Origin of the sequence: Streptomyces sp. NBC_00122 (genome assembly GCF_045160845.1) — a bacterium.
Classification (GTDB): domain Bacteria; phylum Actinomycetota; class Actinomycetes; order Streptomycetales; family Streptomycetaceae; genus Streptomyces.
This window is the reverse complement of sequence record NZ_CP108191.1, coordinates 7,116,869-7,143,335: the sequence shown is the minus strand read 5'-3', so window position 1 is coordinate 7,143,335 and position 26,467 is coordinate 7,116,869. Positions and strand designations below refer to the sequence as shown.

The window sequence follows — 26,467 nt, the reverse complement described above, 5'->3', positions numbered from 1 at the left end:
TTCCCCTAAGGCCCATGACCGCATAGGTTTTCGACCATGCCCGAGACACACACGGATGCGCTGGTCGGCCGTCAGGACGAGATACGACGGCTCGATGCCCTGCTTCAAGCGGCGCGGGAGAGCCGGGGCGGCGCCCTGGTCCTGCGCGGTGAGGCGGGCATCGGCAAGAGCGTGCTGCTGCGCCACCTGGACGAGGCCGCGGCCGGGTTCCTCGTCATGCGGGCGTCCGGCGCGGAATTCGAGACGGAGCTGCCGTTCGCCGCGCTGCACCAGTTGCTCGCGCCCGTCACCGACGGGCTGACGGCGTTGCCCGCGCCGCACCGCAAGGCGCTGGAGATCGCTTTCGGCCTCGACACCGGCACACCCGATCCGTTCCTGGTCGGCGTCGCGTCGCTGGGACTCCTGGTGGAGACCGTGCGGGAACGCCCGCTCCTGTGCGTCGTCGACGACGCACAGTGGCTGGATCAGGCGTCGGCCAAGGCGCTGGCCTTCCTGGCCCGCCGGGTCTCGGCCGAGTCGATCGCCCTCGTGTTCGCGGTGCGCGAGCCGAGCCGCCTGCCCGAGCTGGACGAGCTGCCCAGCCGTTCGCTTCAGGGGCTCGGCGAAAAGGATGCGCGCGCGCTGCTGGCCGCGGCGATCCGCGCCCCGCTGGACGAGCGGGTGCGGGACCGCATCCTGGCCGAGGCGCGCGGCAATCCGCTCGCGCTGGTGGAACTTCCCAGGACCGCCGGACTTGCCGGGATGGCGGGCGGATTCGCCCAGCCCGACTCGGTACCCGCAGTGATCGAGCAGAGCTTCCGTTCCCGGCTGGAACTCCTGCCGCCGGCGGCCCGGCTGCTGGTGACGGTCGCCGCCGCCGACCCGATCGGCGACCCCGGCCTGCTGTGGCGCGCGGCCGAACTCCTGGGCATCGACGCGGCCGCCGCCGCGGAGTCCGCGCCGCTGGTCGAGTTCGGCACCCGGATCCGGTTCAGCCACCCCCTCGCCCGCTCGGCCGCCTACCGCGCCGCGGCGCCGGAGGAGCGGCGCAGGGCGCACGAGGCGCTGGCCGCCGTGACCGACCCGGTCACCGACCCCGACCGGCGGGCCTGGCATCGCGCCCAGGCCAGTGCCGGTCCGGACGAGCAGGTCGCCGCCGAGCTCGAAGCCTCCGCCACACGCGCCCGCGAACGGGGCGGCGTCGCGGCGGCGGCGGCCTTCCTCGAACGCTCGGCCGCGCTCACGATCGGTCCGGTCCAACGCACCGAGCGGGTCCTCGCCGCGGTAGAGGCCAAGCTCTCGGTGGGCGACTTCGACACGGCGGCCGAACTGCTCACCACCGTGGCGACCGACGATCCGGGCCAGGACGCCAGGGCCGACCTGCTCCGCGGCAGGCTGTCGTTCGTCCGTCGCCGCGGAGACGAAGGCCCCACGAAGTACCTCCTGCGGGCCGCCGCCCGGCTGGCGGCCACCAACCCCGCCTGGTCACGGGAGTGCTATCTGGACGCCATCGAGATGGGCGTCCTGCTCGGCGGCCTCGACCACGTGGTGGACGCCGTCAGGCAGGCTCCGCCGACGGGCGGGCCGGTGGCGGGCGGGCCGGTGGCCGGCGCGGCGGCGGTCCTGGCCGGCCTCACCAGCCTGGTCGGCGACGGGCACCGGGCGGCCGGGGAGATCCTGAGGCCGGTCGTCGGCGACGCCGGCCACGAGGTGTGGGCCAGACGGCCGTCACTGGGGTTCATGGTGGCCACCGAACTGTGGAACCGCGACACCATGTACGGCATCGCCACCCGTGCCGTCGCGGCCGGCCGGGAGTCGGGTTCCTTCCACGCCCTGCCCATCGGACTGGCCATGCAGGCCGCCGCGACCGCGCACGCCGGCGACTTCGGCACCGCGATGGAGCTGATCTCCGAGGAGGAGGCGATCGCCGACGCCACCGGCGCGGCACCGCTGGTCTACCCGCGCCTCCACCTGGCCGCGTTGCGCGGGCGGCGCGAGGAGGCCGCCGAACTGTTCGCGTCGGTGGATCATCGGATGACCCTGAGCGTGCAGTGGGCGACGGCCGTGCTCGGCAACGGCCTTGCCGACTACCCGGCCGCACTGAAGGCGGCGAAGCAAGCGGTCGAGTACGGCGCCGTCGGCACGTCGAGCCTCGCCCTGCCCGAGCTGGTCGAGGCGGCGGTGCGATGCGGTGAGAGCGAGGTCGCCGCCGCGGCCTTCGCGTCCCTCCAGGAGCGCACGCAGGCGGGCCGGCATGCGTGGGGCCTTGGCGTCGAGGCCTATGCGCGGGCTCTGGTGACCGAGGACGAATCCGCGTACGAGGAGGCGATCGGCCTGCTCGACGACAGCGCGCTGATCGTCTACCGCGCCCGCGCACAGCTGCTGTACGGGGAGTGGCTGCGCCGCCAGGGCCGACGGCGTGACGCCCGGTCCGAGCTGCGGGCGGCGCACGAGGTGCTGTCCGATCTCGGCCTGGAGGCGTTCGCCGAGCGCGCCGCGGGCGAACTCCGTGCCACGGGCGAGCAGGCCCGCAGCCGCACGTCGAAGGCATCGGACCAGCTGACGATGCAGGAGGTGCACATCGCGCGCCTGGTCGCGGACGGCGCCACTTCCAAGGAGGTGGCGGCGAAGCTGTTCCTCAGTCCGCGGACGGTCGACGCGCACCTGCGCAACATCTTCCGCAAGCTCGGGCTCACCTCACGCAGACAGCTGCGTGACCTGCCCGATATCCGTTAGCCACATGGTGGTGGCCGCGGCCTCGGGCCCGTTCATCGACTCCACCGGGCCGGGCCAGCTCGAACCGTACTTGGCCCGGTAGGCACCGGAGACGCGCTCGACGAGTTCGAGGTCGTCCACCGGCCGGAGGGTGACGGGCATCCGGACCCCGGCCACCTCCACCGCTGTGTCCGCACCCCGCAGTACCCGGAGGTACCAGGCACTGCGCCGGCCGAAGGCCGAGCGGACATACGCCTGCCCGTAGCGCCCGTTGAGTCCGTTGAGTCCGTTGAGCACCACCACCCAGACCGTCCTGGCCGACCACCGGCCGTCCTCATGCCGTACCCACAAAACGATCTCCGCGCGATCCGTGTAAGCGTTCATGGACCAACCTTCACCGTGGCGGCTCTACGTACGCGTCGGTGGTCTTCACCTAGATAGGTGGGCTTCACCGACGCGACAGCGGTGTACCCGCGACGAAGCTGAGCGTCATGACGAACATCGACATGAAGCCCGAAACCGCAATCGACACCGACATCGACATCGACACGCAGACCTTTGAGGTGGTCTCCGGCGCGGAGGCGGAGGCGCCGCACCACAAGGGCTCGAAGAAGAACAAGGGCCGGAAGAGCAAGGCCCGGCGCCGCGTCGCCAAAGCACTGGCGTACTTCTCCCTGGTCTTCAGCGGGCTCCTGGTCCTGGCCGAGCCGTGGCTGCTGATCCCGGTCATCGCCCTGGTCCTGGCGGTCTCCCTCTGGGACTGATGTCCGTGAGGCCGGAGCGGCCCGACCCGAACGCCGCTCCAGCACCTCAGCAGGTCCTGAAGGTCCTCCACGAGAGCGGGTCGTCAGCGGGCGCTTCCGATGTTGCGGTCGGCGTCGGTGCCGCTGAGCATGAGGGTGGTTTCCTCGATGCGGTCGAAGCGGCCGTCGGGGGCGAGGTCGGCGAAGACGTAGACCTCCATGGTGACGGTGGTGCCGTCCTTCTTGGTGATGTGGCAGGTGTGGCGATCGGCGTACTTGGTGCCGTCGTAGAGCTCGTCGTGGACCTCGACCGTGCCGCCGGCGACGATGGTGCGCAGGTGGCTGATGTGGTCGAGGAACTCGGCGCGGTCGGCCCACTCGCCGTCGGTGCGCTGGCGGTACGCGGGGGTGAAGTGGCGGTCGGCGGCCTCCTCCAGGGATATGTCGCGGTTGAAGAGCAGGTCGCCCAGAGCAGCTGCGATACCGGTGCGGTTCATCGGGGTTCCTTGAGGGTGTGAGGCGGTCCGTACGGACCGGGAGTGGCTGGTCGTGGTGTGCCGACGGTGGCCGGCCGTTCAGACTGCGGTGGTGAGGGTGGTGTCGAGCCAGTCGTAGATGCGGGCGAGGGCGAGGCGCATGGCGCCGGGGTGGCAGTGCGCGCCGGCGCCCTCTTCGGCTGTGAACACCATGAGGGTCTTGGGGCAGGTGAGGTGCTCGTAGAGCTGCTCGGGCTGGCCCTTGAAGAACTCGTCCTCGGCGGCGTCGCACACGAGGGTGGGGCACTGGATCCGTTCGGCGATGCCGCCGTCGAGGGTGTAGTCGAGGTAGGAGGCGCTGAAGCCCCGGGGGGTGTCCACGCCCATGACGTACATGCCGTGGTTGATGGCCCACCGGGCGGTGGCGTCCTTGGACATGATCTCTTCGAAGTTCGCGTCGAGTTCGGGGGCGGAGTCCGAGCGCAGGAGCCGTTCGGCCTGGCCCCGGTCGCCGGGGATGTTGCGGGTGGATATCTGGCCGAGGTCGTAGACGCCGTCGACGGCGATCAGGGCGGCGAGGCGGTGCTCGAAGGCGGCGGCTCTGGGGGCGAGTACGCCGCCCATGCTGCTCCCGAGGAGTGCGATGCGGCTGTTGTCGACCTCGGGCAGGGTTTCGGCGAAGTCGACGACGGGGGTGATGACGTTCTCCCAGTCGGGGCGGAAGACCAGGCCCTGGTGGTGGCGGGGGCCGGGCTGTCCGGGGCCGTCGAAGGTCAGGACGGTGTAGCCGCGTTCGACGGCGGCCAGTGCGCCGCTGAAGTGGAGTTCCTCGGCGGTGCCGTCGAAGCCGCCGTGCATGATCAGGGTCGGGCGGGGAGTGCCGGAGTCGTCGGCCCGGTAGAGGTAGCCGGGCAGGGTGGTGTCCTCGTAGGGGATGCGGACCGGCTCGATGACGGGGGTGAACAGTGCCGCCGCCGCTCGGAAGCAGGCCACGCTGCGGTCGTAGGCGTGGTCGTGGCGGGGGTCGCACGGGTGGCCGTGCAGGAAGAACTCGGCCGACCGGTAGTAGTTCGAGGCGCGCAGGAACCCGTCCCGGGCGCTGATCGTGTGGCCGGCGGCCAGGGCCCTCTGGGCCTCGGCGGAGACGCGGTCTGCGGTGGCGAGCCACTCCTGGTGCCAGCTGTCGTAGTCGCCTTCCTTGATGCGCTCGCTGGTGGCCACGACCTCGCCGAAGTCCGCTCCGCCGTAGGCGATGTGGCTCATCGAGCGCAGGGTCTCGTACCAGAACTGGGGGTTGTCGGGGAACAGCAGCTGCTTCATCACACCCTCCTTAAGCACAGATCTGTGCGTACGGCAGGACTGTAGACCTCCATGCGCCGCAAAGCAAATAAATGTGCTTACGATGTTGGCGTGACTTCGAAACAACCGACCCCGCGCATCCGCAAGAGCCCCGAACAGGTCCGCTCCGCCGTCCACCAGGCGGTCGTCGACCTGCTGTCCGACCCCGAGGGCAGCGACCTCACCATCCCCGCGATCGCCCAGCGTGCCGGGGTGAACCACACCAGCGTCTACCGGCGGTGGGGCAGCCGTGAGGCGCTCCTGGCCGACGTGGTCGTCACCCGGCTCGAACGGGACTGGCCGCTGGCGGACACCGGCACCCTGCGCGGCGACCTGACGGCGTGGGCCGAAGCGGGGGTCGCCTCCATCCGCAAGCCCGAAGGCCGGCTCCTCGTGCGAGCCGTTGCCCTGTCCATGCCGGGCAGCGCCAAGGCCCAGGGGGAACGCACGCAGCACTTCGAGCGCCGCATCCACTCCATCGAGCGCATCCGCGACCGGGCCGCAGCCCGCGGCGAGAACCCACCGCCCCTCGACCAGATCCTCGACCAGCTCATCGCTCCGCTCTACCTACGGGCGATCTTCGGCATCGACCCGCCGGCCTCCGGCTACCCCGAACTCCTCGTGGACCGCCTGCTCGGCGGCAGTGGACCGTCGCCGGGCGCCGGCGTTTCGTGATCATGTCACCGCTCTGCCACAGCGGTGTCCTGGAACGAAGACGTCGGCATCCCCTCGGCCCACCGCTCCCTCATAGTGATCAAGTAAGCACCAAGGAGCCGAAACCGCTTCGGCCACGACCACTGAACACCAAGGGGCTCTGTCATGTTAGGCAACCGTCGCAAGGCCTTTCTCGTCTCCGCAGCCCTCATCGGCGGTGCAGTGCTGCTGACGGCGTGCCAGGACTCGGACGCGGCCAAGGACACCGGCGCCGCGCAGAGCTCTCCCTCCGCCGCTCCGGCCGACAAGACGGGTACGGGTACTCCGTCCGGCTCGGCGACGGCGGGCGGCAACCAGGGCAATGGCAAGGGCGCCGAGGCGACGGGCAAGGGAACCGCGGACGGATCCGGTTCCGGCGCCGACACCGGCGACGGCGAGCGGAAGCCGGTGGGGCAGACCTGCGGCGCAGGCGACATCGCCTGGAGCACCAAGTCCGAGAGCCAGGCCGGCGGATACATCCTGATCACCGCGAAGGCGAAGCCCGGGATCACCTGCTATCTGCCCGCCGCGCTGCCGACCGTGGCGTTCGGCTCCGACGGCACCGAGGCGGGCCCCGCGGAGCAGTCCGTCGGCAAGCAGATCAAGCTGAGCGGGAGCACCGCCGCCTACGCCGGGGTGAACCCGAAGACCACCGGGGAGAACGGCGGCAAGGAACTGGACAGCATCATCGTCGCCGTCGGCAACAACGACCCCGACCCGGTTTCCCTGCCGGTCGGCACCATCACGGTCGACCGCCCGATCGTCACCAACTGGCACACCTCCGCGAAGGACGCCGTCCCCGTCAAGTGAACGGACCCGCAGTCCATGGTCCGCGCCCGGCGCACCCCCTGACAAAGCCGATGCTCCTTTGACGTTTCGGGACATTACGACTGAGGAGTGTCGGGCAGGAATCCTGCCGACCCGTGGTTCCGTGGGAATGGCTCGCGGAACCGGTCGGGCAAGGCAGGGAGAGTCCAGCATGCGAACGAACCGCACGTCCGCCATCGTCGCCGTCGTCGCCGCCGTCGCTCTGACGGCCGTCGCGAGCGCGGGCACCGCGCGGGCAGCGACACCAGGCGGCGGCGCCCCGTCGGCCTGTCGGCCGGCCAACCATCTCGCGAAGATCGCACAGGACCAGGCCAGTTCCGGGCACATCCACTTCCGCGTCACACTGACCGCGCCGAAGGGGTTCGCGGCGTGCAGGCTGGCCGGTTCCCCGACCGGCGTGGCCTTCGCGCACCACGGAGCGACGCTCGGTGTCACGGCCGGCCGGTACGGCGACCAGACCGCCGTCGTGACGTTCGGGCCGGGCCGACCCGTCCACTTCGACATCCAGGTCCCCAACCAGGGTCACGGCACTCCGGCGGACGAGGCGTCGTTCACCCTCCGTGCCCCGGGCGGCGAGATCCCGGGCACCTCCGTCGCCGCAGGCCGCTTCGAGGTGGCCTCCGGCACCGTCATCGGCCCGGTCCAACCGGGAGCCTGACACGGCCTCGTGTGTTGCTGTTGTTGCAGATCGGGATCAGGCCGCTACTGGCGCGAGGACGTGGCACCTGGCCAACGCTTCGCTCCCTGGGTGCTGCCCCCGGGCCCGTGAAAGTGCCCGGCTACGCCGCCGCGGTGCGCTTCTCGTCCGGCGAGGACGGGAAGGCAATTGCCTCGTGCGTGGTGTGGCTTGCACCGAGGGTCGGTGGGCCGGTCCGGACGACGTGACGGGCTTTGAGCGCATCGGATTCCGGCGTGTTCTCGGCAATGACCGTCACGCCCTCCTCGACGTTCTCTTCCCACAGCGACAGCGGGCCGAACACCGGATTGATCGGCAGTTCGTACCCGGGCGGAGCCTGAGTCTCCACCCAGTAGTACGTGCCGAGTTCCACGGTACGGGAGCACACACCGTTGGCCCCGGTGGTGCAGGGGCCGCCGATGTCGGTGTCCGGCTCGGCGCCGGTGGTCTGGAGACCCGGGATGCGGTTGGTCTCCTCCCACATCTGGAAGACGGCGCCGGCCAGCGGGTTGCCCGTGTTCTGGTCCTCCTTGATCACGGTGACCGCACCGGTGACGGGCAGGCCGGGACCGTCGCAGCCGGGCGAACCGTCGGGGCAGTGGTGCGGGGGGCGGCAAGGGCCGCTACGGAAGGCCAGATCGCTGTGGGGGGTCACCCAGCCGCCGTAACCCGGTGGGCACACGGCGCCCGCGCCGCCGCCGCTGACCGGAGCCTTGTTCGGGAACGGCTCTGTCGCCGCAGCGTACGAAGGGGTCGACGCCAGCAGCGCAGCCGTCGCCATCCCGAAGATCCAGGGGCGCCACGAAGCCCATGTCCAGCGCAGTTCACGAGGTGCCATGGCACGACATGATCGAGCCGGGTGGGTGGGGCGGGACGACGACACTCCCTTACCACGGCATTCCGTCCGTACGACCACTCGTACGGGTCCGGGGCGAACGCGATGGAATGCAACGGCCGGTACCGGGGAGACCGGTCCCGGCCATCGCCGTACACGCACCCGCCAGGCGCGGGGCGGCTTCAGTCGTCGCTTCCGACACCGCGATCGGGTGCGCTCATGTCCCCCGTCGCGGGCGTGCCGTCGGCGAGCCCGTAGCGCAGGTACACGGTGCCCTTCGGGCTGGCTGCCGGGGGTGCGAGGAGGGTGACGTTCGTAGGCACCGCGCCATCGTCGAACACCTTCTTCCCGACACCGAGCACGATCGGGTGCAGCCAGAGGTCGAGACGGTCGAAGAGCTTCTCGCGCAGGAGGGTCTGCACGAGGTTCAGGCTCCCGACGACCTTCACGTGCTCGTGGCGGTCACGGATCTCGCGCACCGCGTCGGCCAGGTCCGGGCCGAGCTGCGTGGACCCGGCCCACGAGAGGTCGGGCCTGCCGCGAGAGGCCACGTACTTCGGGACGCGGTTGAAGAGCGTGGCGATCTCGTTGTCCTCGCCTCCCTCCTGGTGAGGCCAGTAGGCGGCGAAGATGTCGTACGTCCGTCGGCCGAGCAGGAGGGCGTCCGTGCCTTCGTACGCGGCACCGACCTGTGCCCCGGCGACCTCGTCCAGCAGGGGCGCCTGCCAGCCGCCGAACGGGAACCCCACCGGGTCCTCGTCGGGGCCGCCGGGCGCCTGCCCGACGAGGTCGAGGGTCGCGAACAGCTCGATGTGGATGAGGCCCATGGCTTACTCCCGATGAGTCGGTTGTCTCCGTCAAGAGATAGACCTGCGGGTGCCCGCAGACTCATCGGCGCGCCGGAACCCGGCTTCACCACACAGCACGACAAGTCCCGTACTCATGGGACAGGCCTGGTGCTCGGTCACAGGGTCGCGCCGTTCGCCGGAGCGCGGATTTCACAGGCTCGCAGCCCTCGGCGCCACTTGCCCACGTCCTGCCCTCCCCGGCCGGGCAGGCGGGGGCGTCGGGAGCCTAGACGCACTCCCATACGGCTGCCTGCGTGCCGGAGGAGGTGCTGGCACCGGGCATGTCCAGGCACATCCAGGCGGGGGCACCGCTCGGGGTGGTACCACTGATCCAGTAGCCGGGGTTGCCGTCGATGCCGTCCGTGTCCCACCACTTCTGGTTCAGGCCGCCGCTGCAGTCCCACTGGATGATCTTGGCGCCCTTGCGCGCCGAACCCCCGGAGATGTCGAGGCACTTGCCGGAGTTGGCGTTGCGCAGCTGGATGAACGTACCGCCGTCGGTGACCTCCGACTTCCACAACTGCTCGCTCGCGGTGCCGCATTCGGCCTGAACCACCGGGGCCCCGTTGTCGTTCGAGGCGCCCTTCACCTTCAGACACATGCCGCTGTGGGCGTTGGCGATCTCGTAGCGGCTGCCCCGCTTGCGCAGCTGCCACAGCTCGTTGGGGGCCAGCAGGGCCCCCAGATCCGAGGCGGTCTGCGCAGTGGGAACGGTGGCGGGGCGGGCCTCGGCGGCGGTCGCGGGGAGGGTCGTCCCCGCGACCGCGATCAGGGCGACCAGGGCCGAACGGGCGGACGTGCGCATCGTGGAGATCATGCTCAGTGCCTTTCGTACGCGGCCCCGTTGAGGGTGCGACGGCGCCGGTCGGATGGAGGTGGCGCCGGTCCGTGGGGGCCGGACCGGCGCGGTGCCCACTCTGTCCGGCGGCGGTGTCCGCACACATCGTGGAAGACCACGAACACGACGCTCCCCTCGTTCTCGTGGTCAGCCCGGTGGCCCTCCCCCGGTGATGTCCGTTTCGGCCAGGCCGACCGCGAGCTGGGTGCGGCGGGTCACGTTCAATTTCCGGTAGCTGCTGGTGAGGTGAGACTCCACCGTGCGCCGGGTCAGGTGGAGCGCCTCGCCGATCTGTGCGTTCGTGTGGCCCAGGGCGGCGAGGTCGACGACCCGTCGTTCCGCTCCGGTCAGTGCGCTCGGGCCGGACCGGGCCCGCGTCGTGGTACGGGCGTTCGCGGAGCGCAGCGCCGCCCGAGCAGCCCGCAAGAGCCGGCCCGTCGGTGGTGCTGCCGGGTCGGGGCCGCCGTTGCCCGAGCCTTGCCCGAGGCGGTCGTCCGGGCCTTGCCCGACGTGGTCCTCCGGGCCGTCGTCGGCACCCGTCGGGGACAGCAGGCGGACCGCCTCGGCCTCGGCGGCGCGCAGATCGTCGCGGCCCCTGCGGCCGAGACCCGCCTCGATGCGTGCTCGGCCGAGGTCGATCAGGGTCTCGATGCGTTCCACCGGGGCGGGTGCTTCATCCAGTAGGGCGGCCGCCTCGACGAGCGAGTCCAGGCCCCGTCGGCCGCCGACGGCCGCGGCGTGGGCCCGGAGTGCCCTGCCGACCGTACGAGGGGTTCCCCAGCGGCGCGCGTGGTGCAGTTCCTCTTCCGCCAGCTCTCGGGCCCGGGCCGCCCGGCCGAGGCGGGCCAGAACGAGGGCCGCGCCGGAGCGCCACGGTGTGGCCACGGGGCTGACGAAGTCGCGAGCGCTCTGGCCGGTACCGCAGGCGAGGTAGTCGTCGAGGGCGGCCTGCCAGCGTCCTTCGTAGCCGTGGAGCAGGGCGCGTGCGTAGCGCAGTTCGTTCCACTCCCAGGAACTGTCCGCGGTGGTCGCGTCGGGTGCGGAGAGGAGCTGCCAGGCCTGGTCGCGCTGCCCGAGTTCGTACCGGGCGAGCGCCACCATCGAGACCAGGTGGGGCGCGCGGATGCCGCGTCCGGTGCAGGTGTGCGCCAGGAGTGTGTTCTCCGCGATGACACGCCGGAAGTCGCCGGCCCAGAGCGTGGCTTCCGCCCGGGCGCTCAGCAGGCATTGCAGGCCCGCGTCGGTCAGGTCCGGCGATGCGGGCGGCATGGGCAGTCCCTGCTCGGCAAGGGTCCGGGCGTCCTGCAGCTGGTCCGCCCACTGCAGCAGGGTGGCAGCGCTGCCCATCCAGGCGGTGCGCAGCAGCGGGTGGACCGGTGCCGCGGCGAGCCGGGGCCGGATCCGGGCGAGGACCTCGGCTGCGGAGAGGAGCCCGGCACCGGTCTCGTACTCGGTGATCAGACCGCAGACCAGCGGTTCGACGGTGGCCGGGGCGGCGGGTCCGAGGGCGCGCAGGCCTGCCACGGCATTGCGCCAGGCGACCGCGTCGTGCGAGGAGATGAGGGCGGCGACGGTCCGCAGGATGTGCACGAGCTCGCCGTCGTCCGTGCCGCTGCTCGCCCGGTGCAGGACGCTCAGCGCGCTGTCCGTACGGCCGCTGGCGGCGAGGGCCGCGCCGAGGGCGGGTGCGGCGGCGGCGCGCTCGTGGCCGTCGGGGTGCAGGTCGAGGCCCGCGCGGAGCCTGCGGATGCCGGCCTCCGCGCTGTGCGGGAACTCGAGTGATCCCAAGCGCAGGGTGAGGTCGGCGTGCCGGTGCCGGGCCAGTGGCGGCTGCGCGCGCAGGGCGTGGCGCAGCAGACCCGCGGCTTCTCCGATACGCCCGGCCCGCACGGCCTCGTCGGCCGCATCCTCGAGGCAGCGGGCCATCCATGCCTCGCACGGGCGGTCCAGGTGCAGCAGCCGGGCGGCGACGGTCGCGGCGGGAGCGCCGCGGTCGTGGAGCAGCCGGGCGGCGTGGGTGTGCAGGACGGCCAGTTCGGCGGGGTCGGCGGCCTCCAGTACGGCTTCCAGGGCGAGCGGATGGGAGAGCAGCCGGGCCAGCCGCGGAGCGCTCGGCGCGGCCGCGTGACGGGCGGGGCACAACGCCAGTGCCTCCTGGAGCAGGGCGGACCCTGTGGCGGGAGAACACTGGGCGGTGGCGGCGAGGGCAAGGCCCGTGTGACGGGTTTCGTCGTCGGCACGGTGTCGGATCCAGCGCGCGAGCGCGTCGCGGTAGCGGGTGAGCGGGGCGCCGTCCGGGTGGTGCGGGGGCCGGCCGGCTCCGGGATCGGTGGGGTCGGACGGAGAAGCGAGGGCAGTGGGGCCGGTGGAGTCGGCGAGGTCGGCGAGGTCGGCGAGGTCGGCGAGGTCGGCGAGGTCGGCGAGGAGCGCCTGTACGAGGGCCGGGTTGCCTCCGGTCGCGTCCCGGCACATCGCATGCCGCTCGGGGGCCAGCCCGCGATCGCGCGCGAGCTGCGTGACGGCGTCCGGCCCGAGCGGGGGAAGCGGGTGGCACGCGCCCGTGGTCCGGGGCAGCCAGGTGACGTCGGCGTGCTCACGGCATTCGGTGGCCAGCAGGAGGACCGGAAGCCGGGCGATCCGGCGCGCCAGGTACCCGGTCCAGCGGCGTGACACCGGGTCCGCGCAGTGCAGGTCGTCGACGGCCAGCAGCACGGGACGGGCCTCGGCGGTCCGGGAAAGCAGGTCCAGCAGCTGGTGGAAGACCTGTTGCTCCTGCTCGGCGGCGAGGTCGCTGAAGGGTATGCCGTCGGCGGTCGGGAAGACCTGGCGTACGAGGGCGAAGGGGAAGGCCGTCTCCTCGGGTGCGCAGCGCGCCGACAGCACCCGTATGCCGTCGTCGGCGCTTGCCCGGCGGACGACGGCGTCGAGCGTGGCGGTGCGGCCCCGGCCGGGCGGCGCGGCCAGCATCAGCCAGCTGCCCCTCCCGGTGCGTGCCTGGGCCAGGGCGGCAGCCGTGGCCTGGAGTACGTCGTCGCGTTCGACCAGTACGTGTGTCATTTCCGCCCTCCCACACTGCTGCCGACGGCTGCGTGCCGCCCGTGGCGGCCCGGGTGGGCGCCCGTAAGGAATCATGAAGGGACGGAGCGCGGGAAGTGGGATGATCTTCGGTCAGATTTCCCTGAAAGGGCATCAGTCGGGCCATACCAGCCAAAGCAGCAGCAGATTGACCGAATCCGAATCCGAATCCGGGAAAGCCGAGCCGAACCCCTGTCCGGGCCGGTGGCTGGGGCTCTCGATCGACTGCAGCGCGCTGCCGATGGGGGTATCAGGAGCACTGGCGCTGCTCCTGACACGGGCTGATGTCGGGGCGCGAGTCTCTGACCGTTCCCGTGTCCTCCACCTCCACAGACTTCGGATCGAGCGGTGAGCCTGGGTGCGCTGTACCGGGGCTAACGGCGGCCTGGTTGCCGCTGTCGGATGGGCCGAGGCTGGGGTCGTCACCCACCCCGTACCGGCCCACCGCGCTGGCATGAAGGACAGGACCTCCCCTTGCTTCCCACCGACACCACCAGCCCTGCCGTACTCGAACGGCTTCAGCGCCGGTCCGCCGACCCGAAGCGGCGCATCCTGTTCACCGGCGCGACCATCGTCACCATGGACCCCGGCCTCGGTGTCCTTCACGGCGCCGATCTGCTCGTCGAGGGCGAGATCATCGCCGCGATCGGTTCTGACCTGAACCGGGACGGCGCTGTGGTCGTCGAGGCCTCCGGCACCGTCCTCACGCCGGGCTTCGTCGACACGCACCGGCACGCCTGGGAGACCCAGCTCCGCCGGATCATGCCGGACGTCGATGACCTCGGCGCTTATGTGATGTCCACCCTCGCCGGCTACGCCACCGTCTACCGGCCCGAAGACATGTACGTCGGCACCAAGCTGGCCGCCCTGACGGCGATCGACAGCGGCATCACGTGCATGCTCGATTTCTCCCACAACTCCCGTACTCCCGAGCATTCCGACGCCGCCGTCCTGGGCCTCATCGACGCCGGCGTTCGCGGCGTGCACGCCTCCATGGGCCCGCACTTCGGTGACTGGGACAAGCAGTGGCCCGGCGACCTGGCCCGCCTCAAGGAGAAGTACTTCGCCAGCGACGACCAGCTGCTGAGCCTGCGCCTGGCCGCCCTGGCCACCGACGAGATCGCCGGACCCACCCTCGCCTACGGCACCGAACTCGCCCGCACAGCCAAGGACCTGGGCATCGGTGTGAGCGTCGACGCCGTCTTCGGCACCTCCTCCTCCCAGGCCATAGGGGGGTGGGAGAAGGACGGCCTTCTCGGCGCGGACCTCACCCTCATCCACGCCACCGGTCTGACCGAGGCGGCGTGGAAGGCGATCGCGGAGAGCGGCACGACCATCGCCCTGGCCCCGACCTCGGACGCCCAGATCGGGCTGGAGACCGCGATCCCCGCGATCGACGAGGCCCTGGCGGTCGGGGTCCGGCCCGGTCTGAGCATCGACGTCGAGGTGGCGCTGGTCAGCGACATGTTCACGCAGATGCGGGCCCTGCACGCCATCCAGCGGATGCGGGCGGTCAACGCCGTCTACCGCACCGACCAGCAGCCGGTTCGCATCACCACCCACGACGTACTGGACTTCGCCACCCTCCAGGGCGCCCGCACCAACGGGCTGGCAGGCGTTACCGGCTCGCTCACCCCGGGCAAGAAGGCCGACCTGCTGGTGATCCAGGCCGAGGACCTCAACAACATGCCGCTCAACGACCCGATCGGCACCGTCGTGTTGGGCTCGGACGCCCGCAACATCAGCGCTGTCCTCATCAACGGCGAGCCCCGCAAGTGGAACGGCCAGGTCCTCGATGTGGACCTGGCCGCCCTGCGCGAGCAGGTCCACGCCTCCCGCGAGTACGTGCTCAACACTCCCGCGGCCTGACCCCCGCCGGCCCCTTCTTGGCCTCGACGGCGCGCTCCTCCTGCGGCACGGCTCATCTTGCCGTCGGCCCGCAGGGGGCGCTGCCCTTCACCCATCTCGCCGTGATCACCGGCAATCCGCTGCTGGGCTACTTGGCAGGAAGCCGACGTGGCCATCGCCTCGAACGGATCGTTCGGCGGCTGGACCAAGACGTTCTCCAAGCGCGAACGACGCCCGTTCCTGCCACTTCGTGCCGTCGTACACCATGAGTTCAACCGACGAGACGTGAGACGTAAACGGGAGCCTGACGGCGAGCTCGGCCTCGATCTCCTCCAAGACGGCGTCTTCCTGACCTTGAGCGATGGTCAGGTGCGGCACGATCTCGGCGAATCGGCCGCCATACGGCGGAGCCTCAGGCCAACGATCAGCGATCGCCTCGGTGAGCTGCCGCAACTGCGTGTCAGGCCCGGGGACGAGATGGAGCACTTCCGGAAACCGTCCGCATCTCTCGAACCGCAGGTCAAAGGCCGGATGGCTGCCCAGCACGTCCGCGAGAGCGGAGTAGACGAGCGCGTCTATTCGGCTCTCGTCGAGGAACGGGAAGAGCACGGTGACGTGGGCTGGGACCCCGGCCCGGGCTGAGGGGTCGAGCCGTTCACGCCACCCGCGGACGGCCGGCTCCGCCTCCGGGATCCGGACGATCAGTCCCGTCTGGCCCGCCTGAAACGCATGGGTGCTGTCATCTGTCATGACACCGCATGGTGTCAGCCCTGCCGCAGACAGCACGGCTCCCTTTCCGCGGAACGATCACGTCGATCTGCGCAGCAGGTCGACGAGCGGGATGGGCGAGAGGGTGACGCTGCCGCTGTTTCCCATGAATGTCCAGAGTGGGGCCAGCTGGTAGCCCTGTACGCGGCCACCGTGACCTTGACGCCCGGATTCGTCGCCGTCTACACGGCCACTGCCCCGCACACGCGCGACACGGCCGTCGTCCTCTACGCGTGCAGGCCCGCAACTGGTCGGCGCCCTCACCGGCCAGCGCTTCGGCAGCACCATCCTGCGCGGCGCCGCCGGGCTTGCCCTACTGCTCCGCGGCGGACTCCTGGTGGTGTGTGGCGTGGAGGCTGCCGAGCAGGGACAGCGCCTGATCGCTGGGGCTTCCCGGTTCGGCGTGGTAGATCACCAACTGCTGGCCCGTCGCTCCGCGGACGTCAAAGGTCTGGAAGGTGAGCGCGAGAGGCCCGACGTCGGGGTGGAGGAGTTCCTTGCCGTCACGGGTCTTCCCGTACACGGTGTGCGAGGACCACAGGGCTGCGAACTCCTCGCTCGCCCCGGTCAGGGAGTCGACGAGGTCGTGCAGCCGCCGATAGTGCGGGTCGAGGCCCGTGGCGTGACGCAGTCCGGCGACCACTGCCTCGGCCGCCCGCCCCCACTGCGTGAAGAAGCTCCGGGCGGCCGGGTCGAGGAAGGTCATGCGGGCCAGGTTGCCCACGTTCTCGAACGGCGCGAACAGTGCGTCGGCCAGAGCGTTCGAGGCCAGGAAGTCGGTGGCCGGGTTCAGGACGAACGCCGCGGCGTTCGGGTATCCGTCCAGCAGCTGCCGCAGCGCAGGATTGACCGTCTCCCTAGGCTGCGGCCGCTCACCGTCAGGGGCGGTGCCTGCCAGCCGGAACATGTGCTCCCGCGCTTCGTCATCCATCCGCAGCGCGCTGCTGATGGCCTCGAGGATCTGCGGGGAAGGACTGCGCTCGCGGCCCTGTTCCAGGCGGGCGTAGTAGTCGCTGTTCATGCCGGCCAGGACGGCGACCTCCTCGCGTCGCAGCCCCGCCACCCGGCGGGCGCCGTATGAGGCGAGCCCGACGTCGTCGGGTCTCAGGCGTGCGCGGTGGGCGCGTAGGAAATCTCCGAGATCGTTGCTGGTCACCCCTTCAGACTATGGCGCTCCACACCCGCGTACCTGGGTGCCCCATACCCAGGCACGACCCGTCCTGGCTCCCTTCCCCCGGGGCCGCCCAGGCTGGTGATCAGTACCCGCGAACGAGGAGGAACACATGGTGAGGAACCAATCGAGCCCGCCGGAGGAAACCGCCGGGCGAAGGGCTGGTGACGCGAACGTGGTCGGGATGTGGGTGACCGGAGACGGTCAGATCCGGCAGGAGCTCCGTGCCGACGGCCGCTACGACGAGGCACGCGGCAACCGCAGCAGTGCCTACACCGGCCGCTACACGGTCACCGGCAGCCACATCGACTACGTCGACGACACCGGCTTCACCGCAACCGGCGACATCCGCGACGGTGTGCTCTTCCACGAGCACCTCGTCCTCTACAAGGAGGAGCAGGCGTGACTCACAGGCCAAGACCTTACGGACGCGGACGGATGTCGGACACCATGACGGCTTGCTCCGTGCGGCAGTTGACAGGCCCAACGCAGCACGTCAGAGTCCCTGCGTGAGCGAGACCAACGATCTGACACCGGCCGAGTTACGTATATGGCGGGCCTTTCCGCGAGGCGAGTCCGTGGACTTCGGTGCCGCCGAGAACGAGAATCCGGCGCGCGGCAACACCTGGGGCGCCGAGCGGACCGTACGGGCGCGTGTACTGCGGGCGCTACTGCTCAAGGCTCCACAGGAGGAGGGGGAGATCGCCGCGCTCGAGATCACGGGGGCGCGGATCACCGGCGTACTGGACCTGAAGCACGCCACCGTCGACGCCGCCATCCGGCTGAGCCACTGCCGGTTCGACGGCGTCCCGGACCTGTACGGTGCCCAGCTGCGCCAGCTCGATCTGAGCTGGTCCGTACTGCCGGGCCTGACCTCGGAGACCTTGCGCGTCGAGGGGGTGCTGCGGATGACGGACTGCCGTACGCGGGGGCCGGTACGGCTCGGCGGGGCACAGATCTCCGGGGCGCTGTTCATGGAGCGGGCGGAGTTCACGGCGCCGGACGACTCCGAGCCGGTACTGCAGCTCAACCAGGCGGTGATCGGGGGCGACCTGTGGGCGCCGGAGATGCGCGCGCACGGGCAGGTACGGCTCACCGGCGCCTCCGTCGCCGGGCGGATCAACGTCCAGGAGGCCGAGTTCCACCAGCCCGATGGCACCGCGCTGGACGCGCAGAACCTCAACGTGGGCGCCCACGTACGGGCGCGGCGCATACGTGCACGGGGCCGGATCGAGCTCCGAGGCTCGCGCATATCGGGCCGTCTCGACCTGCTCCACGCCCACTTGTCGCATCCGGGAGACACGGCACTGCGGGCGAGCAGTTGTGTACTCGGTGAACTATGGCTGCGCGGTGGCGATCGTATCGAGGGAGCCCTGAATCTCCGGCGCTCTCAGATAGAGATCCTGGCCCTTGAACCGGAGATGCTGCCGGACCAAGTGTATCTCACCAATCTCACGTACACCGTACTCACCCCGCACGAGCCGGCCGAGCGCCGCCTGCCGATGCTGGAGCGGGACGGCGACCGGTACGAACCACACGGATACGAGCAGTTGATGGCGGCCTACCGCCACGTCGGCGACGACGACGCGGCCCGGCTCGTCCAACTCGCCAAGCAGCGCCGCCGACGCACCACGCTCACCTGGTACGGACGGCTGTGGGGGTACGTCCAGGACGCCACCGTCGGCTACGGCTTCCGCCCGGTGCGCGCCGCTGCCTGGCTGCTGTCCCTGATGGCCATCGGATCGATCGCGTACGGCCTGCACCACCCACGCCCCGTCAAGGCGGACGAGGCCCCTGGCTTCAACCCCGTCTTCTACACCCTCGACCTGCTCCTCCCGGTCATCAACTTCGGCCAGGAGTCGGCGTTCGCCCCTGACGGCTGGCACCAGTGGCTGTCGTACGTCTTGATCATCACCGGCTGGATCCTGGCGACGACGATCGTCGCGGGGGTGACCCGTACGGTCAGCCGCCAATGACCCCCTCCAGCACTCGCGCACGACTCAGCACGGGCGGCAAGGTCGGCCGTGGGGCTCAGCCGAGGGCGCGGTCGAGGTTGAAGGCGGCGCTGATCAGTGAGAGGTGGGTGAACGCCTGCGGGAAGTTGCCGAGTTGTTCTCCGGTCCGGCCGATCTCCTCGGCGTAGAGGCCGAGGTGGTTGCCATAGGTGAGCATCTTCTCGAAGGCCAGCCGGGCCTCCTCCAGCCGTCCGGCGCGGGCGAGCGCCTCGACGTACCAGAAGGAGCAGATCGAGAACGTGCCCTCGGAACCCCGCACGCCGTCCGGGCTGGCCTCCGGGTCGTAGCGGTAGACCAGCGAGTCGGAGACCAGATCCGTGGTGAGCGCGTCCAAGGTCGACAGCCACTTGGGGTCGGTGGGCGAGATGAACTTGGCCATCGGCATCATCAGCACGGACGCGTCGAGTACGTCGTCGCCCAACCCTTGGGCGAACGCCCCGCGCTCGGCCGACCAGCCCTCCCGCATGATCTGCCGGTAGATCGCGTCCCGGCTCTGCTGCCAGCGGGGAAGATCGGCCGGCAGGCCGCGCCGGTTGGCCATCCGGATGGCCCGTTCGATCGCCACCCAGCACATCAGCCGCGAGTAGACGAAGTTCTTCCGGCCGCCCCGCGTCTCCCAGACTCCCTCGTCGGGCTGGTCCCAGTGGTCGCAGAGCCACTCCACCACGGCGCCGACCTCGTCCCAGTGATCGCTGCTGATGGGCTGCCCCCACTTGTCGTACAGGTAGATGGAATCGATCAGCGCTCCGTAGATGTCCAGTTGGAGCTGCTTGGTGGCGGCGTTCCCCACCCGCACCGGGGCGGATCCAAGGTGCCCCTCCAGGTGGGACAGCTCGGATTCGGGCAGGTCAGTGCGCCCGTCGATGCCGTACATGATCTGCAGCGGACCGGTGGGGCCGACGCCGCGCAGGATGCCCCTGTCGGACAGGAAGCCCATGAACGCCTCGGCCTCGGAGGTGAAGCCCAGACGGAGCATGGCGTAGATGCAGAAGGCGGCGTCGCGGACCCACACGTAGCGGTAGTCCCAGTTGCGCTCACCACCGATCCGTTCGGGCAGGCTGGTCGTGGGCGCGGCCACGATCGCACCGGTCGGTACGTAGGTGAGCAGCTTCAGCACCAGCGCGGAGCGGTGCACCATCTCCCGCCACCGGCCGCGGTAGCGCGAGCGGCCCAGCCAGTGGCGCCAGAACCGGACCGTCGCCTCGAACTGCACCTCCGCCTCGGCGTGCGGACAGGCCCGCGGGCGGATGTCGTCGCCGATCTGGTCGAGGGCGAACACCACGGACTCGCCTTCGAGGAGCTTGAAGTGCGACCACACGTCGGTGCCGTCGGTTTCGAGCGGCGCGGTGGAGGACAGCGCCAGTGAGATCGACGGGGACTCGAAGACGGCCTCGTGGGCCTGCACGCGTACGGTGTGCGCTTCGGCGCCGTAGCCGAAGCGGGGAGCTATCCGCGCTCCGAACGGGAGGGTTCCCCGCACGCATATCACCCGCCGGATCAGCCGGTGCCGGGCCGCCTCGCGCGACTCGTCGACGACCGGCATGAAGTCCTGGATCTCCGCCACCCCGTCGGCGGCGTAGAACCGCGTGATCAGCACGTTGGTGTCGGGGAAGTAGAACTGCCGCGTACGCGTCGGCACCTCGGCGGCCAGCTCCCACGATCCGCCCCGGTCGGCGTCGAGGATGGACGCGAACACGCTCGGTGCGTCGAAGCGCGGGCAGCAGTACCAGTCGATCGTGCCATTGGTCCCGACGAGCGCGGCGGTGCGAAGATCACCGATCAGGCCGTGCTCGGAGATCGGCAGATAGCGTGAGCCGTCCACTCCCCCGGGTCCGATCCCGAATTCCATGCCGGCCTCCCTACCGTTTCGCCGTGGGCAGGTGCGGAGATCAAGAAGACCTTGTCTTTCATGGTAGATCGCCCCCGGATGTCGGCGCAGCGAGCCGGGGTCGGCCCGGACCGACAGCTGTCTGCACTCGACCTCGTACTCCGCGTGACCACCGGTTCGCTCGCCGGCGCCCCTGCGCCGCCCGGTTCGACCGCCTCCGGGTCCCGAACGACCGGCCTCGCCCTGGGAGCCACGGCGGATGCGGCGAGGGCCGCCACGTGGCCGGCCGACTGGTCCAGGTCTTCCCGTCCCAGGCGGGCTCCGGCCCCGTTGCGTCGCGGAGGCGCGGGGGGCGGGGGGCGGCCGCACCGAAATTGCACGGCCGCTGTCGGTGCCGGATGGCAGGATCGGCGGCGTGTCGGGTATCGACCACAACGGGGGGACGGACATGGACAGCGAGAACCGGTACGAGTGGCCGCGCGGGGCGACACAGTCGGACATGATCCGGCTGGAGGCGTGGCTCGCCGAGCACGGCTGGGAGGTCGACCCCACCGTCTACATGGCCGGCGCGGGTGGCGCCGCCGTCCAGGTACGGCGGATCGACGCGGCTTGGGCCGACGGGGAGGCAGGGCTGCTGGTCCTGCCCGCGGAGACCGTGCTGTGGGACGGCCTGCGGATGCGAATCGCACCCCGGGCCGCCGCAGCCGCGCGGTGCCCGGCCTCGTAGGCGGCGCACGAAGGGTACCGGCCGCCGGGGCCGGCGGGTATCACCTGACCGGTTTCGTGTGGCCGGAGCTGCCGGATGTTCTGGCGCTGGCCGTTGTCGTGGCGCCCCGGGGCGGAGCCGGCACGCTTGCAGGCTGGCCTACGATCGGCGTTCCTGTCCCGAGGAAGAACAGGCCGGCGATGCTGCCGTCCTTGTGGAAGGTCAGACGGAACTCCCCGGGCTGGCGTTCCATGCGCAACGGCACGTTGACCACGGTGAACTCGCCGAATGCGAGGTCCTTGGGATCCCCGTGTGACTTGTAGCGTCCGAACCCGTCCTGGTAGGTCTCCCAGGCCGACGCGAGGGCGTCTGGGGGCAGCAGTTTACGTACCGTCGTATCAAAGTGGGCCGTGGCCGCGGTGAAGTTGCCGTTCACGATGTCGTCGAGCGTCTGAGTGGAGATCCGGTCGTACTTGGTCTGAGCCGGGGATGCTGCCGCGGCCGGGCCCGCAACCGTCGTGGTGGCGTGGGCCCGCATCGCGGCCAGCGCGAAATCGTTGGCCGGCAACAGCGCGCAAGCGGTGAGCGCGACAGTGGCTGCCGCCTGCACCAGTTGCCGCTTGCCGCTGAGCGCTGTGCCTTCATCGGGCATCAGGACCACGGCTTTCTCGGCTTGACAGGTCCGGACACGTCCATCTTGCTCTGCTCGCTCTCCCCTCGCCTGCCGAGGAGCGGGACCTCCAGCCATCCGCTTCGACCGTGTCCTACGAGCGGACCTGTCCACGCCGCCATGATCCGACCATCCGACGAACCCCGTGTGCCGCCGGCCGTGGAGGCACGGCCCGGGCCGGTGTGAACGTGCCGGTGCCGTCGGCATGTGAAGACGCCTGGACCAGGCGGGTGCCGCGTACGGTCGAGCGGTGGGCCGTGGCCTGCTGTCACGGCTGTCGTGCCTCACCCGGTTGGAGACCGGTCTTGTCCGTTGATGTCGCCGGAACAGGAGCACGCCGATGCGCCTTTACGCCCAGACCCGAGCACGTCGTTGCCGACAGGTGCTCGCCGACTTGATCGCCGTGGTCCTGGTGATTGCCTCGGTGAGGTTCGCGCTGGCCGTCCACGATGGGATCATGCTGCTGGCCGAGCCGGGGCGGAAGGTAGAGGACGCGGGCGGCAGTCTTGCCTCCGGCCTCGGCGATGCGGGGGATGCCGCCTCGAACGTGCCGCTGGTCGGGGGCATCCTGAAGAAGCCGCTGCAATCCGCCGCCGAGGCCAGCAACGGGCTCTCCGATGCCGGGCAGTCGATGCAGGACGTGGTGGGCCGTGTGGCCAACCTCACCGCATTCGCTCTGATCGTCACCTCGGTGGCGTTCGTGCTGGCACTCTGGCTTCCCCCGCGCGTGCGCTGGATCCGGCGCAGTGCTCTGGTCCGAGGCCTTCTCGACACTCCCGGCAGTGCTGATCTCCTCGCCCTGCGTGCCCTGACCGGGCCGGTACGAGACCTCGCCGCGGTCCCCGTTCCGCCAGGTGGGCTCGCCGATGCCTGGCGCCGAGCAGACGAACAGGTCATCGGTGACCTGTCCCGGGTGGCGCTCAGGCAAGCCGGTCTGCGCCCCTGATGACCGCCTTTGATGCCCGCGTCGGCTTCCGGAGCAGGCGGCGGGTCGTGATCGTCGTGGACAGCGGGCCGGGCGTTCTTCGTATCCGGCCAGTGCAAAGTGCGGAACAACGTCGAACGCTGCATCAACCGCCTCAAGCCCGACCAGTGGCGCGGCCTGGCCACACGAACCGAGGAACTCTCCCCTCGCCTGCCAGGCCGCACCCCAGCTCGTCGCGGCCCTCATCTGGTCCCGCAACTGGTCAAACGGAGAGGTCTAGCGGTAGAAGGTTCGACCGCCGACACCGGAGGAAACCGACCAGACCTCGCTTATGAAGCCGTTGGAGACCCTGAGGGTGTCGGTCCCGCTCCTGGCGACGGTCTGGCCCTCCTCGGTCGTGTAGCTCGCGAGATAGGGGCGGGCCACCAATCCGGCCGGTACGCCGCCGACCAGTGCCAGGTCCACTACCGCCACGCCCTCGGCCGCGAAGCGGAGCTCGCGGCGGCTCTGGCGCCAGGCCGCGATGATGTCGGCGAGCTGCGCCGGAGTGCGGGCATCGTCAAATGCCTCCGTACCCGCCTGTGCATAGCGCAGGGTGAACTCCGGAGCCATGATCTCTTCGGCGAGGTGCACATCGCCGTTCCACATCGCCGTCCATTGGTCGTAGATACGGACGCCGAGCTTCCGCACGTCATTGTCGCTCATCAGGGGCTCCCTCTCCCTTTTGGATCACGGAGTGCGTGACCCTAACAAGGGGGACTGACAACCTGGCCGCCGTCCGGCCCGGCAGCCTCAACCTGAGCTGCTCGTCCGGGGGCTGCTGCGGCAACGGCTCAGGCCGGGGCCGACTGGCTGTTCGTCAGATCCCCACGTTCCCGCCCGGGGCCCGGGGCCCGGATGGCGAGTCGGCGCGGCGGCTGGCAGCCTGGAGGAGAAGCCGTAGCGGCGGGCCATGCCACGTGCCGCGACGTGAGCGACGTGGCGCCTCCACTGCTGGAAACCACTGTTCGTATTCACGGGAGGTGGACCTCCTTGAGCAGGCACGCTTCGCTCACCAAAACCGCACGGAGCCTCGCTGTCGCCGGAGTCCTGTCGGCCGCACTGATCCCGGTCTCGGCAGCACCGGCGACGGCCGTCGCGTGCGACATGGCGGCCGCTGCCCGAGCCCCGAGCAGCAGCAACGACAGTGCCGTCCGAAATGCGTTGATCTGCCTCATCAACGCCCAGCGCACGCAGAGGGGGCTGCCGGCCCTCACCACGAACCAGGCCCTGACGACTGCGGCGCAGCAGCACTCCGCCGCCGCCGTGCAGCTGAAGTGGTGGGGCCCGGGCAAGGATTCGCACCGCAACCCGCAGACCGGTTCGACACCGCTGAGCCGGATCAAGGCCGCGGGCTACTGCCCGAACCCCAGGTCATGGGCCGTCGCCGAGATCACGTACACCGGCTGGGGCGGCTCGGGGACCCCGAACGCCGCGGTCAACTGGTGGATGAACGTCAGCACGTGGGGCCACCGCCAGATCATCCTCGACCCGTCGATGCGAGAGATCGGTGCCTGGGCACAGCCGGGCGCGGCGGACCCGGCCGGGGCCGGCGCGAGCCAGGCCGGAACCTACGTAGTGACCTTCGGGCGCTGCCAGCAGTGAACACCACGGCCCTTCCGCCGCCCGTCGTGGCGGTACGGGCCCCGCCCCCACTCGGGCGGATTGCCTTCTGTTCGCTGTCGGCTCGTGGACGAACCGACGTCTCGGCCAAGTCCTTCTCCTAGGCGATCTCGATGCTGAGTTGCGAACCCAGTTCCTCGAACCCCAGTGATGCCGCGACACGCCGGGAGGCCGCCACGCGGGCACGCCACTGCGGCAGCCGTTCTGCCGCGAGCGCGTGTGCCACCGCCGCCGAGCCCGTCAACCGGGCCAGTCCTTGCCCCCGCGACTCCGGCGCGGTCAGCACACTGATGTGGGCGGTCCAGCCCGGCCAAGCCCGGTATCCGGCAACGGCAACTACCTGACCGCGCTCGCGGACCACGAAGGCGGGAGAGGTGATCTCGTCCAGAGCGGCCTCGCCCGCGTCTTCACGGCTTGCCAGCTTCTCCAGCTTGCGAAGGTCCGGATGACCACTCGGTAGTTGTTCCACCGCCGGCGCACCAGGCCCTGCAGGGCGGAAGCCCGCTGGGGACACGTACGACAGTGCCGCCGGACCGAGGACCCGAGCCACCGGCAGGACCTCGCGGAGCGCGTCGGGATCCGCGACCGCCTCCACCGGCAGCATCGCCAGCGCGTCCCGAATGATCGCAGCCGTAATCGCGCTCGGCGCGGTCACGATCGCCGACCCTCCCAGAGTCACCACGCCGACCCAGCCCGCCGGGCTCAACCCTGATTCCGGCGAGACGACGACGCTCACCCCACCTACCGGGGCGAAGGACACCGGCACCCGGGCCAGCCCTTCCCACATCCCCCGGGTTCTGACCAGCAACGGATCTCTCGACATGGTCGTAACCCTGCCGGTCCGAGCACGCTACCGACATGCGGAACGGGCCGACGAGTTCACCATCGGGGACCACCAAACCGCCGAGAGCACAGATCCTGAGCATCGAAACCTCAGATGTGGCCGGCATTCGGTCAAACCATGGGATCAGAACGCGTTGCTACGCGGATCAGGTCGGCGACGGCGCGAAGTCGGCTCTGCGAAGGCCAGGCGAGCACCGTTGTCACGGGCGGAGCATCCAGGACCGGCGCGGCGGCGAGATCGCGGCGCAGGTCGGTGCCGGCGGACTCGGGGATGATCACGGTGGTACGGCCGAGCGCGATCAGCTGGAAGAGCTGCGTCAGGTTCCGTACCTCTGGCCCTGGTCCCTTCGGGTAGCTGCCGTCAGGACCGGGCCAGCGAGCCATCGGGAGTTCCGCCAATGCGGTGACCTCGGCCACCCGGAGCTGAGAGCGGGCGGCAAGTGGGTGAGAGGCGGGCAGGACCGCCACCTGGCCCTCGGTGTACAGGGTTTCGGTGTCGAGCCCGACCGTCGAATCGAACGGCAAGTGCAGCAGGGCCACGTCGGCTTGCCCGTCCTGCAGCAATTTCTGCTGCTGATGCGCCTCACAGAGCAACAGATCGACGGTGGCCGCGCCGGGCTCCGCACGGTAGGCATCGAGCAGTGCGGCCAACAACTCCCCTGCCGTGCCGGATTTGACGGCGAGGGCGAGGCGGGGGCTCCTTTGCGCAGCCTGCTGGGTACGCCGCTCAGCTGCGGCTACCGCGCCGACGATCGCGCGCCCCTCGGACAGCAGCACGGCTCCGGCCTCGGTGAGCGTGACCTTGCGGCTGGTGCGCTCCAGCAGCGTGACCCCGAGCTGTCGTTCGAGTCGGGCGATCGCGCGGGACAGCGGCGGCTGGGCCATCTCCAGGCGCTGGGCGGCCCTGCCGAAGTGCAGCTCCTCGGCGATGGCGACGAAGTAGCGCAGCTCGCGTATTTCCATGCGTGCACAGTAACTTCGGCGGAC

Annotated in this window: 25 protein-coding genes; 11 read left to right on the top strand and 14 right to left on the bottom strand. The window is 70.5% G+C overall.

Annotated elements, in window-relative coordinates:
* Positions 1–36 precede the first annotated feature (36 nt).
* Entirely contained in the window at positions 37–2,715 is a 2,679-nt protein-coding gene (locus OG737_RS32655; RefSeq protein ID WP_405676595.1) for an AAA family ATPase, read from the top strand.
* On the opposite strand, the gene OG737_RS32650 is transcribed toward OG737_RS32655, so the two are convergent.
* Positions 2,677–3,078, bottom strand: a complete 402-nt coding sequence (locus OG737_RS32650) for a DUF2255 family protein (protein WP_405676597.1) — start codon at positions 3,076–3,078, stop codon at positions 2,677–2,679. The two genes, OG737_RS32655 and OG737_RS32650, sit on opposite strands and share 39 nt — an antisense overlap.
* A 107-nt stretch (positions 3,079–3,185) precedes the next feature.
* Here OG737_RS32650 and OG737_RS32645 point away from each other — a divergent pair, with 107 nt between their 5' ends.
* Positions 3,186–3,458 carry a hypothetical protein gene (locus OG737_RS32645; protein ID WP_405922327.1) on the top strand — a complete coding sequence of 91 codons (273 nt, stop codon included), beginning with the start codon at positions 3,186–3,188 and terminating at the stop codon, positions 3,456–3,458.
* Positions 3,459–3,541: 83 nt separating this feature from the next.
* Here the strand turns inward: OG737_RS32645 and OG737_RS32640 are convergent, their stop codons facing one another.
* Both OG737_RS32640 and OG737_RS32635 read right to left on the bottom strand, forming a co-directional pair.
* A complete protein-coding gene (locus OG737_RS32640; RefSeq protein ID WP_328929806.1) occupies positions 3,542–3,934 on the bottom strand; it encodes a nuclear transport factor 2 family protein in 393 nt (130 codons plus the stop codon).
* Positions 3,935–4,012: 78 nt separating this feature from the next.
* Entirely contained in the window at positions 4,013–5,233 is a 1,221-nt protein-coding gene (locus tag OG737_RS32635) for an alpha/beta hydrolase family protein (RefSeq protein WP_405922326.1), read from the bottom strand.
* Positions 5,234–5,323: 90 nt separating this feature from the next.
* Between OG737_RS32635 and OG737_RS32630 the strand changes: the two genes are divergently transcribed.
* The 3 genes from OG737_RS32630 (at position 5,324) to OG737_RS32620 (ending at position 7,430) form a co-directional block, all read left to right on the top strand.
* Entirely contained in the window at positions 5,324–5,926 is a 603-nt protein-coding gene (locus OG737_RS32630) for a TetR/AcrR family transcriptional regulator (RefSeq protein ID WP_328929804.1), read from the top strand.
* A 144-nt stretch (positions 5,927–6,070) separates the two neighbouring features.
* Positions 6,071–6,754, top strand: coding sequence for a hypothetical protein (locus OG737_RS32625; RefSeq protein WP_405676603.1), 684 nt, complete (start codon positions 6,071–6,073; stop codon positions 6,752–6,754).
* Positions 6,755–6,923: 169 nt separating this feature from the next.
* A complete protein-coding gene (locus OG737_RS32620) occupies positions 6,924–7,430 on the top strand; it encodes a DUF4232 domain-containing protein (protein ID WP_405676605.1) in 507 nt (168 codons plus the stop codon).
* A gap of 121 nt (positions 7,431–7,551) precedes the next feature.
* On the opposite strand, the gene OG737_RS32615 is transcribed toward OG737_RS32620, so the two are convergent.
* From OG737_RS32615 to OG737_RS32600, 4 genes are all read right to left on the bottom strand, one after another.
* Positions 7,552–8,286, bottom strand: a complete 735-nt coding sequence (locus OG737_RS32615) for a prealbumin-like fold domain-containing protein (protein ID WP_405676607.1) — start codon at positions 8,284–8,286, stop codon at positions 7,552–7,554.
* A 179-nt stretch (positions 8,287–8,465) separates the two neighbouring features.
* Positions 8,466–9,110, bottom strand: a complete 645-nt coding sequence (locus OG737_RS32610; protein ID WP_328929800.1) for a dihydrofolate reductase family protein — start codon at positions 9,108–9,110, stop codon at positions 8,466–8,468.
* A gap of 247 nt (positions 9,111–9,357) precedes the next feature.
* Positions 9,358–9,948, bottom strand: a complete 591-nt coding sequence (locus OG737_RS32605) for an RICIN domain-containing protein (RefSeq protein ID WP_405676609.1) — start codon at positions 9,946–9,948, stop codon at positions 9,358–9,360.
* Between the two features lie 168 nt (positions 9,949–10,116).
* Positions 10,117–13,026, bottom strand: a complete 2,910-nt coding sequence (locus OG737_RS32600; protein ID WP_405922325.1) for an AAA family ATPase — start codon at positions 13,024–13,026, stop codon at positions 10,117–10,119.
* A gap of 492 nt (positions 13,027–13,518) precedes the next feature.
* Between OG737_RS32600 and OG737_RS32595 the strand changes: the two genes are divergently transcribed.
* Positions 13,519–14,913: an amidohydrolase family protein gene (locus tag OG737_RS32595; protein ID WP_328929797.1), complete on the top strand. Its 1,395-nt coding sequence runs from the start codon at positions 13,519–13,521 to the stop codon at positions 14,911–14,913.
* Between the two features lie 105 nt (positions 14,914–15,018).
* Here OG737_RS32595 and OG737_RS32590 read toward each other — a convergent pair whose 3' ends face one another.
* Positions 15,019–15,642, bottom strand: coding sequence for a 2'-5' RNA ligase family protein (locus OG737_RS32590; protein ID WP_405676613.1), 624 nt, complete (start codon positions 15,640–15,642; stop codon positions 15,019–15,021).
* A gap of 331 nt (positions 15,643–15,973) precedes the next feature.
* Positions 15,974–16,816: a helix-turn-helix transcriptional regulator gene (locus tag OG737_RS32585; RefSeq protein ID WP_328929795.1), complete on the bottom strand. Its 843-nt coding sequence runs from the start codon at positions 16,814–16,816 to the stop codon at positions 15,974–15,976.
* Between the two features lie 127 nt (positions 16,817–16,943).
* Here OG737_RS32585 and OG737_RS32580 point away from each other — a divergent pair, with 127 nt between their 5' ends.
* Positions 16,944–17,237, top strand: a complete 294-nt coding sequence (locus OG737_RS32580; protein ID WP_328929794.1) for an Atu4866 domain-containing protein — start codon at positions 16,944–16,946, stop codon at positions 17,235–17,237.
* 103 nt (positions 17,238–17,340) lie between these two features.
* The gene (locus tag OG737_RS32575; RefSeq protein WP_328929793.1) at positions 17,341–18,807 is read left to right on the top strand and encodes a membrane-associated oxidoreductase; all 1,467 of its coding nucleotides are present in this window, start codon (positions 17,341–17,343) and stop codon (positions 18,805–18,807) included.
* 55 nt (positions 18,808–18,862) lie between these two features.
* On the opposite strand, the gene OG737_RS32570 is transcribed toward OG737_RS32575, so the two are convergent.
* Positions 18,863–20,695 (bottom strand): glycoside hydrolase family 15 protein, encoded by a 1,833-nt coding sequence (locus OG737_RS32570; RefSeq protein WP_328929792.1) that lies wholly within the window; start codon positions 20,693–20,695, stop codon positions 18,863–18,865.
* A 394-nt stretch (positions 20,696–21,089) separates the two neighbouring features.
* On the opposite strand from OG737_RS32570, the gene OG737_RS32565 reads away from it, so the two are divergent.
* Entirely contained in the window at positions 21,090–21,401 is a 312-nt protein-coding gene (locus OG737_RS32565) for a hypothetical protein (protein WP_328929791.1), read from the top strand.
* A gap of 40 nt (positions 21,402–21,441) precedes the next feature.
* Here the strand turns inward: OG737_RS32565 and OG737_RS32560 are convergent, their stop codons facing one another.
* Positions 21,442–22,032: a DUF3887 domain-containing protein gene (locus OG737_RS32560; RefSeq protein ID WP_405676617.1), complete on the bottom strand. Its 591-nt coding sequence runs from the start codon at positions 22,030–22,032 to the stop codon at positions 21,442–21,444.
* A 358-nt stretch (positions 22,033–22,390) separates the two neighbouring features.
* On the opposite strand from OG737_RS32560, the gene OG737_RS32555 reads away from it, so the two are divergent.
* Positions 22,391–22,996 carry a hypothetical protein gene (locus OG737_RS32555; protein ID WP_328929790.1) on the top strand — a complete coding sequence of 202 codons (606 nt, stop codon included), beginning with the start codon at positions 22,391–22,393 and terminating at the stop codon, positions 22,994–22,996.
* 255 nt (positions 22,997–23,251) lie between these two features.
* Here the strand turns inward: OG737_RS32555 and OG737_RS32550 are convergent, their stop codons facing one another.
* Complete coding sequence (locus OG737_RS32550) at positions 23,252–23,680, bottom strand: hypothetical protein (RefSeq protein WP_405676619.1); 429 nt, start codon at positions 23,678–23,680, stop codon at positions 23,252–23,254.
* A 327-nt stretch (positions 23,681–24,007) separates the two neighbouring features.
* On the opposite strand from OG737_RS32550, the gene OG737_RS32545 reads away from it, so the two are divergent.
* The gene (locus OG737_RS32545) at positions 24,008–24,619 is read left to right on the top strand and encodes a CAP domain-containing protein (protein ID WP_328929788.1); all 612 of its coding nucleotides are present in this window, start codon (positions 24,008–24,010) and stop codon (positions 24,617–24,619) included.
* A gap of 118 nt (positions 24,620–24,737) precedes the next feature.
* On the opposite strand, the gene OG737_RS32540 is transcribed toward OG737_RS32545, so the two are convergent.
* Both OG737_RS32540 and OG737_RS32535 read right to left on the bottom strand, forming a co-directional pair.
* Positions 24,738–25,460 carry a GNAT family N-acetyltransferase gene (locus tag OG737_RS32540; protein ID WP_405676621.1) on the bottom strand — a complete coding sequence of 241 codons (723 nt, stop codon included), beginning with the start codon at positions 25,458–25,460 and terminating at the stop codon, positions 24,738–24,740.
* Positions 25,461–25,591: 131 nt separating this feature from the next.
* Positions 25,592–26,443, bottom strand: coding sequence for a LysR family transcriptional regulator (locus tag OG737_RS32535; RefSeq protein ID WP_405676623.1), 852 nt, complete (start codon positions 26,441–26,443; stop codon positions 25,592–25,594).
* Between the last annotated feature and the right edge of the window lie 24 nt (positions 26,444–26,467).